Annotated in this window: 14 protein-coding genes; 10 read left to right on the top strand and 4 right to left on the bottom strand. The window is 69.5% G+C overall.

The window, feature by feature from the left end:
• Both EFL26_RS24745 and EFL26_RS13935 read left to right on the top strand, forming a co-directional pair.
• Positions 1–279: helix-turn-helix domain-containing protein (locus EFL26_RS24745; RefSeq protein WP_246000186.1), on the top strand; the 279-nt coding region annotated here is incomplete at its 5' end.
• A gap of 109 nt (positions 280–388) precedes the next feature.
• Complete coding sequence (locus EFL26_RS13935) at positions 389–835, top strand: hypothetical protein (RefSeq protein ID WP_123223443.1); 447 nt, start codon at positions 389–391, stop codon at positions 833–835.
• 78 nt (positions 836–913) lie between these two features.
• On the opposite strand, the gene EFL26_RS13930 is transcribed toward EFL26_RS13935, so the two are convergent.
• Positions 914–1,237, bottom strand: coding sequence for a hypothetical protein (locus tag EFL26_RS13930; RefSeq protein WP_123223442.1), 324 nt, complete (start codon positions 1,235–1,237; stop codon positions 914–916).
• Between the two features lie 361 nt (positions 1,238–1,598).
• On the opposite strand from EFL26_RS13930, the gene EFL26_RS13925 reads away from it, so the two are divergent.
• Positions 1,599–2,303, top strand: a complete 705-nt coding sequence (locus EFL26_RS13925) for a GAF and ANTAR domain-containing protein (RefSeq protein ID WP_123223441.1) — start codon at positions 1,599–1,601, stop codon at positions 2,301–2,303.
• A 342-nt stretch (positions 2,304–2,645) separates the two neighbouring features.
• Here EFL26_RS13925 and EFL26_RS13920 read toward each other — a convergent pair whose 3' ends face one another.
• Entirely contained in the window at positions 2,646–3,341 is a 696-nt protein-coding gene (locus EFL26_RS13920) for a response regulator transcription factor (RefSeq protein WP_123223440.1), read from the bottom strand.
• 145 nt (positions 3,342–3,486) lie between these two features.
• Positions 3,487–3,684: an ANTAR domain-containing protein gene (locus EFL26_RS13915; protein WP_123223439.1), complete on the bottom strand. Its 198-nt coding sequence runs from the start codon at positions 3,682–3,684 to the stop codon at positions 3,487–3,489.
• A 287-nt stretch (positions 3,685–3,971) separates the two neighbouring features.
• Between EFL26_RS13915 and EFL26_RS13910 the strand changes: the two genes are divergently transcribed.
• The 5 genes from EFL26_RS13910 to EFL26_RS13890 all read left to right on the top strand — a co-directional run bounded on the left by EFL26_RS13910 (position 3,972) and on the right by EFL26_RS13890 (position 10,096).
• On the top strand, positions 3,972–4,250 hold the full coding sequence (locus EFL26_RS13910; protein ID WP_123223438.1) for a hypothetical protein: 279 nt from the start codon (positions 3,972–3,974) through the stop codon (positions 4,248–4,250).
• Between the two features lie 343 nt (positions 4,251–4,593).
• Complete coding sequence (locus EFL26_RS13905) at positions 4,594–5,739, top strand: acyltransferase family protein (protein WP_123223437.1); 1,146 nt, start codon at positions 4,594–4,596, stop codon at positions 5,737–5,739.
• A gap of 119 nt (positions 5,740–5,858) precedes the next feature.
• Complete coding sequence (locus EFL26_RS13900) at positions 5,859–7,586, top strand: DEAD/DEAH box helicase (protein WP_123223436.1); 1,728 nt, start codon at positions 5,859–5,861, stop codon at positions 7,584–7,586.
• A gap of 170 nt (positions 7,587–7,756) precedes the next feature.
• Positions 7,757–8,290, top strand: coding sequence for a maltokinase N-terminal cap-like domain-containing protein (locus tag EFL26_RS13895; RefSeq protein WP_123223435.1), 534 nt, complete (start codon positions 7,757–7,759; stop codon positions 8,288–8,290).
• Between the two features lie 231 nt (positions 8,291–8,521).
• Positions 8,522–10,096: a Na+/H+ antiporter gene (locus EFL26_RS13890; RefSeq protein ID WP_123223434.1), complete on the top strand. Its 1,575-nt coding sequence runs from the start codon at positions 8,522–8,524 to the stop codon at positions 10,094–10,096.
• Between the two features lie 25 nt (positions 10,097–10,121).
• Here the strand turns inward: EFL26_RS13890 and EFL26_RS13885 are convergent, their stop codons facing one another.
• Positions 10,122–11,732 carry an amidohydrolase gene (locus tag EFL26_RS13885; protein ID WP_221176952.1) on the bottom strand — a complete coding sequence of 537 codons (1,611 nt, stop codon included), beginning with the start codon at positions 11,730–11,732 and terminating at the stop codon, positions 10,122–10,124.
• Positions 11,733–11,926: 194 nt separating this feature from the next.
• Between EFL26_RS13885 and EFL26_RS13880 the strand changes: the two genes are divergently transcribed.
• Both EFL26_RS13880 and EFL26_RS13875 read left to right on the top strand, forming a co-directional pair.
• On the top strand, positions 11,927–13,603 hold the full coding sequence (locus tag EFL26_RS13880) for an APC family permease (RefSeq protein WP_123223432.1): 1,677 nt from the start codon (positions 11,927–11,929) through the stop codon (positions 13,601–13,603).
• 70 nt (positions 13,604–13,673) lie between these two features.
• Entirely contained in the window at positions 13,674–15,272 is a 1,599-nt protein-coding gene (locus tag EFL26_RS13875; RefSeq protein ID WP_123223431.1) for an AMP-binding protein, read from the top strand.
• Positions 15,273–15,287 lie beyond the last annotated feature (15 nt).

Raw genomic sequence — 15,287 nt, 5'->3', positions numbered from 1 at the left:
CCGGCAGTCGCTCAGCGAGTCCTCGACTTCTTCGCCCACGGCGCTGCGCGGAGCGCGGAGACCTTCCCGCAGCTCAGCGACCGCGAACGCGAGGTCCTCGACCTCCTGGCTCACGGCGACTCCAACAGCAGGATCGCGACACGGCTGACGATCTCGGAGAAGACCGTCCGCAACCACGTCTCGAACATCTTCGCGAAACTGGCCGTCGCCGACCGGTCGCAGGCCATCGTCCGTGCGCGCGAGGCCGGGCTCGGCGTGCATCCGCCGTACGAGCGGTAGCTCTGGATCTCGGAACGATGTGTCCTGTTATTCGAACGTCAAGGCGCGTCTTTCCGCCGCCTTCGCGCGCTCCGCGGCATACCACAGCGACTCAGGTGAGAATGTGTGCATGCGCGACCACCGAGGCAACTGGGCCACATGGACGTTCATTTGGGATCAGGCAGTCCAACGACAGGCTGACCGCATCTTCGGCGCCGAGTTCGAAGATGCGCAAGTCGACGTGATGCTGTTCGCCGATGCACTGCGCAACGTCTTGCGGGGTGCCGAGCGCGTGCTCGGCAAAGGCAACACGGCGGTTCAGGTGTTTAAGGCGGACGTGCCCGACATCGAGCACGTCCGAAACATCTACGAGCACTTCGATGCCTACGTCGAGGGCATAGGCAATCGCCAACAGGATGGATCGATGGGACCGGATGACTGGAGGCCAGTCCACTCCAAAGTCGGTGATGACTTCTACATCGTGAACTTCGGCGCGTATCGCCTAGATGTCGGTCCGGCGAGAGATGCCTCCGCACGTCTCGTCGTTGCGACACTCGACGCGGCAGGCGAGCACTAGCCCGTTACGAGCGTCACTCCGCCGCGTTTCGGTGCGCTGCGTGTCAGCACGGATCGGCGAACTGGATCCGTGGCGCATTCAACGGTTGGCCTGCTCAGCTAGCACCGTGCGCATGAGCTTCTCCAAGCCTTCCTCCGCGCGCTGCAGGCTCCGCCCGTCCGGATCGACGTAGGTCACGGTCACCGTGACCGTTGGATCAGCGGGCCCGCGAGACGGCCCGACGTGCACTCTCGTACGGCCACCGAGGACACGCCCCGCTTGGTGAGCGGCCCACTGGAGGTCGACGAAGTGCTGCGCCGGCGAAGGATCGATTTCGGCGACGTACTGACCGTCGATCCACAATTTCGCGGCGATCTCGATAACCCGATCCCACTGAGGATCTGTCGATGTCGCTGACGTCATAGGCACCCCCGAGAATGGGTCATCCCTCAAGGACAGAGTCCCCGAAAACGGAATGCCCGAAACGTATACCGAGAGTCGAGGCCGGCGTACGTGCGCTGCGCGAGGAGGCATGACCGAGGACAGGACCCACTGCACGGCTGAGGTGACGGTCGTGGCTCGGGCACCGCCTGCGGGTACCGAGGGCGACAGATGAGACACGTACCTGCGTCATAGCCGCGGGTGGCGCGCGCCCGCTTATAGCCGTTGAGCGAACACTCCGTTCGACAGGCGTTCAGTCTCATTGGGATCCAGCGAATCGGCCAAAGATTCGTGGCACGGCGCGTATCGTGACCGGGGAGAGGGTCATACCTGAGAGGCCGCGATGTATGACCGCGAGCTCTTCCTCCAAACGCTGGCGAGTTCAACGTTGCAGCAGCTCGTCACGCCGTTCGACGCGCAGACGTCGCTCGACGAACTGGCCCTTCGGGTCACTGACGTGCTCGGGCTCAGCGGCAGCGCAGTGAGCCTTGTTCACGGCGACAGGCTGGTCCTTCAGACCGCGCACGACAGCGGGATCGCCTCGGTGGGGCGCGCTCAAGAGCAGAGCCAGTCAGGCCCCTGCGTCATGGCTTGGCGCAGCGGCGACGTGGTCACCGTCGCGGAGTTGGCTGAGGAGCGGAGCCGTTGGCCGGTCTACTGCGAGACGGCCGCCAAGGTAGGTATCACAGCCGTGGCGTCGGTCCCGATGAAGCTGGGTGCGGAGGCCATTGGGGTCCTCGGCCTGTACTCACGAGAGTCGCGGGACTGGCCCGATGAGGACCTGGCCGCCGCCTCGATGATGGCCGAGCTGACCACTGCTTTCCTGGTCCACGACGCGCACGTCCGCGAGCAGGTCGAACACATCGAGCAGCTTCAGCGGGCCTTGACCAGCCGAGTCTCCATCGAGCAGGGCAAGGGCTTTCTAGCAGGCAGCCGCGGTATCAGCATCGACGAGGCCTTCGAAACGTTGCGGCGCTATGCCCGGAGTCACCACACGACGCTCGCAGAAACAGCCGAGGCGGTCGTCCGCGGCCTTCTCGAACCGTAGGCTGCGGCACAGGTCGACCAGAGGTCGGCCGAGCCGGCCCCGTGGCGACGTGTCAGGGCTGCCGGGGCGACGCTTGTGACGCCATGGACCTTGCTACGACGTTGCGTGCGCCGATATGGGTCGGCCCACCACCCACCTGCTGGAGTGGACCGGTCTCGATCCTCATCCGGCTGAAGTCCGCACGAACATCGTGTCGAGCCGTTGCCCGGACCGCGATCCGCTTGGTCTCGAAGGTGCGTCACTCCGCCGCCTGTAGACGCGCTCCCATGCAGAGTCCCGGCGCCCCTCACGCTGCGCCGGTCCATCATCACGACGTGCTGACCAGGTTGGCTGACGCGTTGCCTATGACCTAGGAGGCTGGGAAGCCTGCGCTGGCGACGGCCGCTTCAGGAGGGCAGGGTCGACGGTGCGCAGGGTGTCGGGCTTGAAGCCGTTCGTTACTGCCCACAACACTGCTTGTGGGCGTCGTGTGACCCCGATCTTGCGGTAGGCGGAGCGGATGTAGGACTTCACCGTGTTGATGGTGACGAAGGCACGATCAGCGATCTCTTGATTGCTCAATCCTTGGGTGATCAACGCCAGCACTTCCGCCTCACGCGGAGAGAGCCCCTGGGCACGGCCAGGCCAGTCGCCCACCCCACCGACGCTCGTCTCGTTGTCACCGGTGATGACGACGACCTCGCCGCGCATGACCCGCTCAAGGGCGGCGACGATCTCGGGTCCGGTGAGCACCTTTGAAAGGTAACCACTGGCACCACCGGCCAACGCTTGGCTGATCATCTCCGGCTCAAGATTCCAACTGTAGATGACCACCTTCGCGCCGCTGTCGCGGACGAAGTCCTCCAGATCGATGCCGACACCTTGCACCTGACCGAACGTGTCATAAAGGACGATGTCGACGTCTGAGATGACAGCCGTCATCGCCCCGGTCTCCACCACGTCGATCCGCTCGGCCGCCAGGAACGAGGCGACTCCTGCAACGACTAGGGGATAGTCATCGACGATGGCCAGCCGCAGCGGGTTATTCACCTCCGCCATGCTTAGACACTCTAGCCCGCGGCGTACGCCCGGGAACTTGGCCTGTGCCGCGCTGTGACGTTGCCGCTGCCTGCGCGGCACGGGCGTGACCGCTGGTCGGCCCACTCTGGCAACAACAGGGGAGGCTGGAAGGTTGAGCGGGGATCTACTGTCCGGTCGCCCCGGCAACGATGCGCCCAGCGGTCTCGCGCACCTTGGCATTGGCTTCGCCCGACGCTCGGACCAGCAGGTCGATGGCGGCGTCTTCAGTGATGCCGTGCCTTGCCATGAGGATGTCGACCGCCTCGGCGATGGCTCCGATGGGACCTACGGTTTCCAGGTTCTGATCGCTGATGGCGGACATGCGTGGCCTTGGACTCCGGGTTTGATGGCACGCTCGGGGCTCGGGGGAACTCCTCGCCACGGGGGATGAGCGAGGAGTTCTCCCGCCAGGTCTCGGGGCTCGCGCCTCCAGACCTAGAAGCAGGCTGCACTTCACCTGACGAGGAGCGCTACACCCCTGCGGGTGGGGCACGCGGTAAGCCCACGAATCCGCTCATGCTGCGATCCGCGCAACCTGAACGCGCGTCACTCCGCCGCGTACAGGCGCACTCATGTCGATGAGCGGTACTCCGGATCTACGCTGCTGCCGTGACCGAGACTCTCGCGGAAGAGATGCGCTTACACATGGCCGAGCCGTTCCCCGACTCCGTCGAGAAGGGTCTGGAGTACGGAGAAGTGGACGCCGTCATGATCGGTGCCGACCTCTACGGCTGGGCGACCAGGGTCGGCTCGCTCTCCGGCCTGGACAGGTCTCGCTTGTCACAGGCCGCAGACGAGCTCCGGCGCTCTATCGGAGCATTCCCACCAGACGCTCAGCCGTACTACGAGCGAATCCTGCGAATCGCCGACCTCGCACTCACGCGCTAACCAGGCGTCTGCTCACGCCGTGACCGAACGCGCGCCGCGCGCGCGTCTTACCGCCGCGGGTGGGACCCACGGAACGATCGATGAGCTGACGATTCAATGCGGGCCGCTACATACAGCGCACACACTCTCGTGCCGGCGCGTCGCTGGAAGACGTCGATGTCCTCAAGCTCGAGCCGACAACCGACGTGACTCAGCAGAGCCGACGCACGTCGGCGGCGTCACTCCGGTGAGCCGAGGTGCACGTCAGCTCGCCTGACAACGACTGAACCGGGACCTCGGAACGTACGTCGAGAGGAGTAGGGGCGAGGCGTGAACGCGTCGCCGGGCCGCCGGAGGTGCCGTGATGGGGACAGCCGACGTCCTCCCGCGCAACCGCGGTCACCACCCGGGACTGGACGGCATCCGCGGCACGGCGATCCTCCTGGTCCTCGGCCAGCACGCCCCGACGAGGCCGCTGATCGATGGCTACGTCGGCGTGACCGTGTTCTTCTGTCTCTCGGGGTATCTCGTCACGACGATGCTGGTGCGCGAGCTCCAGGCCGGCACCATCGAGGTGCGGGCGTTCTTTCGTCGACGCGCGGCGCGCCTCTTCCCGGGCCTGCTCGCCGTCGTCGCCGCGACGATCGTGGTGCTCCTGATCGGGCGACCGGACCTGGGCGTCGCACAAGTTCTGGCACCCGCCGCTGCCTCGGTCACCTACACCACGAGCCTCTTCGACTGGACCGACCAGGCCTTCGCCACCAAGGACTACTTCAACTACACGTGGTCGCTCTCGATCGAGGAGCAGTTCTACCTGCTGTGGCCGTTCGTCCTGCTGTGGGCCTACCGTCGCAGTCCTCGGGCATGTGCCGCGCTCGTCGCCTTGTTCATCGGCGTCACGCTCGCCCTCGACCTTTACCTCGGCCTGAGCCGAAGCGTGAAGTACGACCAGCACGAGTACTTCGGGAGCGACACCAACGCGCTGCCGGTCCTGGTCGGCTCCTTGCTCGGGATCGTGGTCCTCAACGGCTGGCTGTCGCGCACGGTACGGCGCCTTGCGCCCGGCGCCCTCCTGGCCGTCCCCCTGCTGCCCGTGCTGGCCCACCGCAACGACACCTACCACCCTTCCCTGGTCATCGTCGCCGGCACGGGACTGGCGCTGGTCACCTTGATCGGGGTGGTGACGCAACCGCGAGCGGCGGCCGGGTGGCTGTTGTCGACGGCCCCCATGCGGTGGCTGGGCGAACGGTCGTACTCGATCTACCTGTGGAACGTCCTGGCCCGGATCGCGGCGCTCCACCTTCTCGGCCACACGGTGGCCGGCGATGTCGTCTGGATCGCCATGTTCGTCGTCCTCGCTGAGATGAGCTTCCGCTTCGTCGAGCGCCCCCTCCGCGCGAAGCTGGCGCCGCGGTCGGACGTGTCCGCCCCGGCTCCCTGCCCGGCGCCGGACGAGCCAACACCCTCCGAGCTGGGCTCGCGCGTCGGGTCGGGAAGGGCGTCGCTCTAACCTTTCAGCACGCCAGCGTTCCCGGCACCCCGTGTCACATCGCTGCGACAGCTTCGCGTCGCCCGCGGACGTGGGCGAGCCGGGGCTCCTCGAGAGGCAGACCCCGATAGCGTCCGGGGATGCCGAGTCGTCGCCCACCCAGCGCTCGTCGGCGCCGCGCGTCGCCGCGCCGGAGCGGGACGCGACAGCGGCCGTTGCCGGCCGCGGGGCCGGGCGAGCGGCTGTGGGTGCTCGACGTCCCCTACGGGACGCAGGTCGACGGCGCCACCTGGCACGCGGCCGTCAAGGCCCACCTGTTCGTCGGGCGCGCTCTGCCCGCGCACCTCGCGCCCTACGCCCCGGGGCCGTACACGCTCGGTCGGTTCATCGAGAACGCCCTCAACCCCGGCAGTCCGACGCCCAGCCCCGAGCCGACCGACGCGCTCGAGCCCCGGCGGACCCAGTTCGAAGCGGCCGATGCGATCGCGGCGCGCGCCGCGGCGGGCGGACGGTTGTTCCTGCTGGCCGACGAGCCCGGCGTCGGCAAGACGATCGCCGCGGTCCTCGGGGCGACGGCGGTGGGCGACCTCCGCGGCGCGCGACGGGTGCTCGTCGTGGCCGACCGGCCCGCCGCGATCACGATCGGCCACTGGTGCCGCACGATCACGGCCCTGGGCGACGGGGGTCTGGAATGGGTCGTGATCACCTGGGACCGGCTGGAGAAGGTCAAGGGCCACACCTGGGACGTGATCATCGCGGACGAGGCCCACGCGCTGCGACGTACGACGACGAAGCGGTGGAAGCACTGGGAGCGGATCTCCGGGCACGGGCGGCCACACGACCAGGCACCGTTCGTGATCGCCACGACCGCCACGCCCGGACACACGCCCCTGGAGCTGGCGTACCTCGCTCCGGCGTACGCGCAAGTCCTCGACGAGCCGATGCAGGCGTGGACATCGGCGGCGCAACCAGCGGCCGCGTTCACCACCGCCCTGGCACGCCACGGCGTCGGGGTGGAGCAGGGGCGCTACGGCGCGACCTGGACCACCGACGCGGCGCGACGCACCGCGGACCTCAAGCTGGTACGCGGTTGGCTCGCCGACGAGCGTCCCCCGGCGATGCTGCACCGCGCCGCGCCCTGGGGGCCGGTGCCGATCTCCGGCATGCCCGTGGCACTCACGCCGGCGGAGCGGACCGCGTACGAGGCCGAGTGGGGCGAGTTCTGTCGTGAGATGGACATCGCGCGACGTGGCCGCAGCGTCGCGAAGGGTCGGGCCGCGCTGCTGCGTTTCCGGCAGAAGGCCGGGCTGATCCGGGTCGACTCGACGGTCGAGTGGATCGCCCAGCAGGTCCAGGCCGAGCGGCAGGTGGCGTGCTCGGTCGAGTTCGTCGCGACTGCCGCCGACCCGATCGCCGATCGACTGCGTGACAGCGGCATCGAGGTCGCCTCGATCTACGGCCGCGACCGGTTCGACCCCGAGGCCGAGCGGCTCCGGTTCCAGACCGGTCAGGCGAAGGTCTGCGTGTTCACCGCGGTCGCCTCGATCAGCCTGCACGCCGGCGAGACCCTCGCCGACGGCCGCCGGGCCAGCACCGAGCCGCGCGTCGGCGTCTTCCACCAGGCCCGCTTCTCCGGAATTGCCGGCCGGCAGGTGACCGGCCGCACCCACCGCGACCACCAGGTCTCGCCGTGGCACATCGCATACGCCGAGGGCACGGTCGAGGAGCAGGTCGGCAGGGTGATGGTGGAGCGGATCGCCGCAGCCTCCGACACGGTGGGAAGTGACACCACCGGCCTCGCCGACCTCGCCCAGCTCCTCGGAGCCGACTGGCTGCCGCCCACGACCCTGACCGAGGACGGCACCTGACCGGGCCGGCTCGCGCGAGGGACATCAACGGTGTGGAGACAACCTGCAGCGGGAGGCCCTTCTCTCCGCCGCCAGATGGTCACATCGGTGAACAGACCATCAGCCGATGAGCATCCGGCGGGAACGCGCCGGGACGTCGGGCGGTCCTCTCCCTCGGTATCGTCGGCAGCATGGCGATCGTGCATGCGGCGGCAACGATTCGTCCGACCAAGCGCGAGCTGCTCGAGGCGGTGCTCGGTGGGTCGGTCGAGGTGCTCGGGTCGTACCGGTTCGACGACCCCGCGGGCGAAGTGGGGGTCGAGGGCTTCGTCGCACGACGCGGAGAGCAGATCCAGCACGTCGTGTTCACCTATCGCGGCGCTCCACTCGAGAGTGACGAAGCACGCCTGATGAGCACCATGCAGCACTCCGAGCTGGGGCAACGTTGGCTGTACGACGGGACCACCGACCCCGTCGCGCTCGGCTGCTTCCGTCGCGCGCTCCTGGATGAGCAGCACCAGGCCGTCCTCGAGATGTGGGAAGAAGGTCGTCTGGTCGGGACCAGGGAATCGTCCGTGCAGCTGAACGCGACGCCAGGGGCATCGATCGAAGGCGAGGCCGTGCACATCGCCCGTGACCTGGCCCACGGCGGCGCAGCTCGTGGCCCTGCACTCGTGGCGACCTGGGCTGGTGGCGAGGCTGTCGTCGCCTCGCTCGGCGATTGACCCTCACCAGGGCGGGAGACTCTCAAACGAGCGTGTGAAGTCAGGTCAGATCAGCTGGCAGCTGAGCGGCTGGCTCCCAGGCACACGTGCGTCTTTCCGCCTAAGAGCGCTGGTGCCGCGGCGTCGAAAACAACGAGCTCGCGGCATCCAAGCACAGCTCGTCCGACCCTGACCGGTTCCACCTGCCGGTCCGCCCTGGTCCCCGGGCAACGGGCTGGTCAGGATGTGTGCGTGCTTGGACTCGAGATGGTGGTCGTGCTCGGCGTCGCCCTGGTCGCGTGCGGTGCGCTCGCGCGGCGCTACCCGATCGCGCCGGCGATCTCGCTCGTGGTGGTCGGGGTGCTGGTCGGGTTCGTGCCGCACCTGCGGCAGGCCCAGCTGCCGCCGGAGGCGGTGCTGCTGCTGTTCCTGCCGGCGCTGCTCTACTGGGAGAGCCTGACCACCTCGCTCCGGGAGATCCGCAACAACCTCCGCGTCGTGGTGCTGACCAGCACCGTGCTGGTGGTCGCGACCGCCGGCGCGGTCGCCGCCGCTGCGCACGGGCTCGGGCTCGCGTGGGGGCCCGCCTGGGTGCTCGGGGCGGCGCTGGCGCCCACCGACGCGACGGCGGTAGGCGTGCTGGCCCGCGACCTGCCGCGGCGTACGGTCACCGTGCTCCGCGCGGAGAGCCTGATCAACGACGGCACGGCGCTGGTCCTCTACGGGTTGGCCGTGGGCGTGACGGTCGGCGAGGAGCACCTCACCGGCTGGCACGTGACCTGGCTGTTGGTCCTCGCGTACGGCGGAGGCGTGCTGGCCGGAGCCCTGATCGGACTGATCAGCTGGCGAGTGCGCCGCCGGATGGACGACCCGATGCTCGAGAGCATCGCGATGGTGGTGACGCCGTTCGCCGCGTTCCTGCTGGCCGACCTCGCCCATGCCTCCGGCGTGCTGGCCGTCGTGGTCTGCGGGCTGTTCATCAGCCAGGTGACCCCGCGGATCACCAATGCGGTGACGCGGCAGATCGTGATCCCGTTCTGGGCGCTGTCCACCACGATCCTCAGCAGCGCGCTGTTCGTCCTGGTCGGGCTGTCGGCCCAGGCGGCGTACCGCGGGCTCGACAGCGCCTCGATCGCGCGCGCAGGCGTCGACGTCCTCGCGATCACGGGCGTGGTGGTCGCCGTGCGGTGGCTGTGGCTCTTCACCACGCCGTACCTCATCCGGCTCCTCGATCGCCGTCCGGCGCAGCGGTTGCGCCGGGTGCCGGCGCGGCAGCGCACGGTGAGCGCGATGGCCGGGTTCCGCGGCGCTGTCTCGCTGGCCGCCGTGCTGGCCGTCCCCCACACGCTGAACTCGGGCGCGCCGTTCCCGAACCGCGACCTGATCGTGCTGATCACGTGCGGCGTGATCGTGCTGACCCTCCTCCAGGCGCTGCTGCTGCCGTCGGTCGTGCGGTTCGCGCGGCTGCCGGTCGACACCTCCGTCGACGAGGAGTTCCGCTTCGCCGACCAGTACACCCTCGACGCGGCCATCGACGCTCTGGACACCACCGCCCAGGAGCTCGGCTCCGGTCCGAAGGTGGTCGACCGCGTGCGCCACGAGCTGGGCAAGCAGCGCATGCTGGTGACGGCCGAGGGCGACGGCGACCCCGTGGTCCAGCACGACGACCAGTACACGAGCCTGTCCCTCGCGCTCATCGGCCTTCGGCGCGAGGCGCTCCTCGAGCTCCGCGACGAGCAGCGCATCGACGACATCGTGCTGCGCCAGGTGCAGGCTCGCCTCGACATCGAGGAGGTGCGGCTGCTGCGGGCGAGCCCCCTCGAGTGAGGCGAGCTCTTGCGGGACCGCGCCCTCAGGCCTGGTGCACGACCTCGCCGTCGACCCACGTGCTGACGACCTGCGCTGCACCGATCGAGTCGGGGGCGAGGAAGGGGTCGCGGTCCAGCACCACCAGGTCGGCCACGGCGCCCGGAGCGATCGTGCCGGCGTCGTCGCGGTGGTTCACCCACGACGACCCGCTGGTGTAGGCGGCGAAGGCCGCCTCGATCGGGAGGGCCTGCTCGGGCAGGAACGGCTCCATGCCGCCCCGTGCGAGGCCGCCGTGGTCGACGCGGTGCACGGCGACGTGGATCGCCTCCAGCGGGTTGGGCGTGCTGACCGGCCAGTCGCTCCCCGCGACCAGCCGCGCGCCGCTGCGGAGGAGATCGGCGAAGGGATACTGCCGACCCGCCCGCTCGGCGCCGAGGAACGGGATCGTCAGCTCGGTCATCTGCTCGTCGAGGCAGGCCCAGAGCGCCTGCAGGTTGGCGGCGACCCCGAGGGCGTGGAACCGCGGGATGTCGTCGGGCTCGATCAGCTGGAGGTGCGCGATGTGGTGCCGCCGCGCCGGGTCGGTGCCCTCGAAGGCGTCCAGCGCCTCGTGCACCCCACGGTCGCCGATGCCGTGGACGTGCACCTGGAAGCCGAGCCGGTCCAGCGCCGCGATGTACGCCGGCAGCTGCGCGGGGTCGACGAACGAGATGCCGGCGTTGTCGGTGTGGTGGCCGCACCGGTCGAGGTACGGCTCGGCGAGGCCGGCGGTGCCGTTCTCGATGATCCCGTCCTGCATGATCTTGACCGCGGTGGCCGAGAACCGCCCGTGGGACAGGGCGGAACGGCGCTCCACGAGGTCGGCGACCTGCTCGGCGCCGCGGTCGCGGTCCCACCAGAGGGCGCCGACGACGGTCCCGGAGATCAGGCCCTCCTGCGCGGCCCGGAGGTAGGTCGGGCCGTTGTCCTGCATCCCGGCGTACGCGCCGACGATGGCGTCCTGCCACGCGGTGACGCCGAAGGAGTGCAGGTAGGACTGCCCCTCGAGGAAGCCGGCCAGCATCGCGTCGTCGTCGACCACGGGCAGCACCTCGTCGACCCACCGCATCGCGCCCTCGTGCAGCATCCCGGTGGGGTTGCCGGCCTCGTCGCGCTCGAACCGGCCGTCCGGCGGGTCGGGCGTGCCGGCGTGGATGCCGGCGACCTCCAGGGCGCGGGTGTTGACCCACATGCCGTGGTGGTCGCGGTTCACCAGGGCGACGGGTCGGTCGGGTACGACGGCGTCGAGCGCCCGTGCGCTCGGCACGCCCCCGGGAAACGCTGCCATCGCCCAGCCGCCGCCGCGGATCCACGCGGTGTCGGGGTGGCTCGCGGCGTAGGAGCCGACGTGCGCCAGGTACGCCGCCTCGTCCACCGGTACGCCGCTGAGGTCGCATGCGAGTCGCTCGAGGCCGCCCTGGATCGCGTGGACGTGCGCGTCGACGAACCCGGGCGCGAGCAACCCTCCCCCGACGTCGACGACGGTCGCGCCGCTCGGCGTACCGCTCGCGCCGACCGTGACGATCCGGCCACCCTCGACGACGACGTCACCGACGTCGCCGCGGTAGCGGTGGCCGTCGAAGACGTGCGCGTTCTGGAAGACGGTGACGCTCACGCCACTCCCCTCGCTCGATGACAGACAGGTCTCCTCCCGAGGCCCGCAGGACGATCATGGCCGACGGCTCCGGTCCGCGAGGTCGGGGGTCCGAACCGGTCGGCGCTGGCTCCAGGGGACGCGGATGTTCTCCGAAGTGCTGGGTAAGGGCTCCGGTTGGAGACCGCCCGCGTCTCGGGACAGCGAGGGTAGACATGGCCACCACGACCGCTCCGGAAGAAGCCGCCGAGTCGGCACCGGACCTGAGGCGACACGTCGGCATCGTCGGCCTCCTCTTCGCCAGCGTCGGATCGATCATCGGCTCGGGCTGGTTGTTCGGCGCACTCAACGCCGCGAAGGAGGCCGGGCCCGCCGCGATCATCTCGTGGGCGCTCGGCGGCGTGCTGATCCTGCTGATCGCGCTGACGTACGCCGAGCTGGGCACGATGTTCCCGCTCTCCGGCGGCGTGGTGCGCTTCCCGCACATGGCGTTCGGCCACCTCGCCAGCTTCACCGCGGGCTGGATCACCTGGGTGGCCGTCGCAACCACGGCGCCGATCGAGGTCGAGGCCGCGCTGCAGTACGGCACGAAGTACGCGCCGTTCACCAACGAGCACACCGTCAACGGCGAGACCGTGCACACGCTGACCGCCCTGGGTTACGCGTCCGCGGTCGTGCTGATGGCGGTGTTCGTGGCGGTCAACTACTACGGCGTGCGCTGGTTCGCCCGGATCAACAACGTGCTGGTCTGGTGGAAGCTGTTCATCATCCTGCTGGTCGTCGGGGCCTTCTTCGTCACCGCCTTCCACGGCAGCAACTTCAGCTCCCACGGCTTCGCACCCACCGGTGTGCACGGCATCTTCACCGCGGTCGCCACCAGCGGGATCGTGTTCTCCTACCTCGGCTTCCGGCAGGGCATCGAGCTCGCCGGCGAGACCGACAACCCCCGGCGCAACGTGCCGATCGCGGTGATCGGCTCGGTGCTGCTGACCGGGCTGATCTACGTGCTGCTCCAGGTCGCGTTCATCGGCTCGCTGAACCCCGCGACGCTCGCGCACTCGGGCAGCTGGGGCAAGCTCTCCTTCGCCAACGACTTCGGGCCTCTGGCCGCCCTGGCCACCGGGCTCGGCCTCGGCTGGCTCGCGGTGATGCTCTACATCGACGCGATCGTCTCCCCCGGCGACACCGGCCTGATCTACACGACGATCACCTCGCGGATCTCCTTCGCGATGGCCCGCAACGGCAACGCGCCGCGGGTGCTCGAGCGCACCACGGGCAACGGCGTGCCGATGGTCGGGCTGGGCCTGGCCTTCGTGATCGGGCTGGTGGCCTTCCTGCCGTTCCCCAGCTGGCAGCAGCTGGTCGGCTTCATCACCTCGGCGACAGTGCTGTCGTTCGCCTCCGGCCCCCTCGTGCACGCGTCGCTGCGGACCCAGGTGCCCCACCACGACCGGCCCTTCCGGCTGCCGGGCGGCCACACCATCCCGCTGCTCGCGTTCTGGGGCTCGAACCTGATCGTCTACTGGTCCGGCTGGACGACCGTGTGGAAGCTGATGGTCGCCGTGCTGCTCGGCTTCGTGCTGCTCGCCGCCTTCGCGATGTCGGGGCAGATGAAGGGCGAGCGGCTCGACGTACGTTCCGGCGCGTGGGTGTTCCCCTGGCTGATCGGGTTGACCGCGATCTCCTACCTCGGCAACTACCCGGAGCCGGCGGCCGGCAACCTGGAGAAGCTCAACTTCGGGCTCAGCGCGGGTCTCCTGCTGCTGCTCTCGCTCGGGGTGTACGCGATGTCCTACGCCTTCCGGCTCACGCCCGAGCAGGCGCAGGCCTACATCGACGACAGCGTCCACGAGGCGCGGGTCGAGGACGCGGAGCTCGCGGGCCACGGCTGAGTAGGCCGGCTGGGCCGGTCACGCCGCCTCGCTCTGGACGAGAACGTGTTCTAGTTGAGAGAGTGGCGCCGTGACCCAGCTCGCCGACACCCCGCAGAGTTCCTCGACCCGGCCGATCACGATCGCCGACATCGTCGAGGCGATGGCCGACGTCGTCCCCGACCGGCCGGCCGTGGTCACGATGGACCGCGAGTACACCTTCGCCGAGGTCGACGAGCGCTCGACGCGGCTGACCCACCACCTGCTCTCGCTCGGCGTCCGCCCGGGCGACCACGTCGCGGTGCACTCGGCGAACCGGATCGAGTGGGTCGACGCGTTCTACGGCTGCCTGAAGGCCAGGGCGGTGCCGATCAACATCAACTACAAGTACCTCCACGACGAGCTGGCCTACCTCTACGACAACGCCGACTGCGTGGCCGCGATCGTGGCTCCCGAGCACGTCGACGCCGTACGCGCGCTCGACCTGCCCACGCTCGAGCACGTGCTGGTCCTCGGCGAGGAGTACGACGCAGCGCTGGCCGCGGCGTCCACCGAACGGCTCGCCGGACGCTCCGCCGACGACCACTACGTGCTGTACACCGGGGGCACCACGGGCAACCCGAAGGGCGTCGTCTGGCGCAACGAGGACATCATCCGGGCTGCCCTCAACGCGAGCCGGTTCGGTGCGCCGTTCGACTCGGTCGAGCAGCTGGCTGCCGAGGCGGCCGCCAACCAGAACCCGATGGTCCTGCTCGCCTGCGGCCCGATGATGCACGGCGGCAGCCAGTGGATCCTCGGCAACGGGCACGTCGCCGGCTACACCGTGGCGCTCTACACCGAGCCGAGCTTCGACGCGACGAAGGTGCTCGACCTCGTGCAGAAGGCGGGGGTCCACTCGCTGACCTTCCTCGGTGACGCGATGGGGCGGCCCGTGGCCGAGGCGATCCTGGCCGAGCCGGACCGCTGGGACCTCTCGACCCTCGCGGCGGTCTCGAACGGCGCCGCTCCCCTGTCCGAGGGCGTGCGCGACGAGATCCGCAGGGCGCTGCCCGGCCGCTTCATCCTCGACTCGTACGGCTCCTCGGAGTCCGGCACCACCGGCTCCCGGATCGACGACGGCTCCGAGGGTCCCTCGGGCGCCCCGAAGTTCGGCGTCGGCGCCGACGTGGAGGTGTTCGACACCCAGATGCGGCCCTGCCCTCCGGGGGTCGACGGCATGCTCGGCCGCACCGGCGCGATCCCGCTGGGCTACTACAAGGACCCGGTCAAGACCGCCGCCACCTTCAAGGAGGTCGACGGGGTGCGCTGGTCGATCCCCGGCGACTTCGCACGGCGTGAGGAGGACGGCTCGGTGACCGTCCTCGGCCGCGGGTCGGTGTGCATCAACACCGGCGGCGAGAAGGTGCACCCCGAGGAGGTCGAGGCGGTGCTGCTGCGGCACGACGACGTCTTCGACGCGGTCGTCGTCGGCACCCCGCACGAGCGCTGGGGCCAGCAGGTGACGGCGCTGGTCCAGCTCCGCGCCGGGGCGACCACGAGCGAGGAGGACCTGCGCCAGCACGCGCGCTCGCTGATCTCCAATTACAAGGTGCCCAAGCAGGTGCTGTTCGTCTCGCAGGTGCCCCGCACCCCGGTCAGCAAGGTCGACTACCCGGCGAGCGCCGCGCTCGCGCAGCAGCTGCTCGCCTGAGCGACCGGACCCTGC

The organism is Nocardioides pocheonensis, from assembly GCF_003725535.1.
Lineage (GTDB): Bacteria > Actinomycetota > Actinomycetes > Propionibacteriales > Nocardioidaceae > Marmoricola > Marmoricola pocheonensis.
This window is presented reverse-complemented; position numbering and strand designations above follow the sequence as displayed.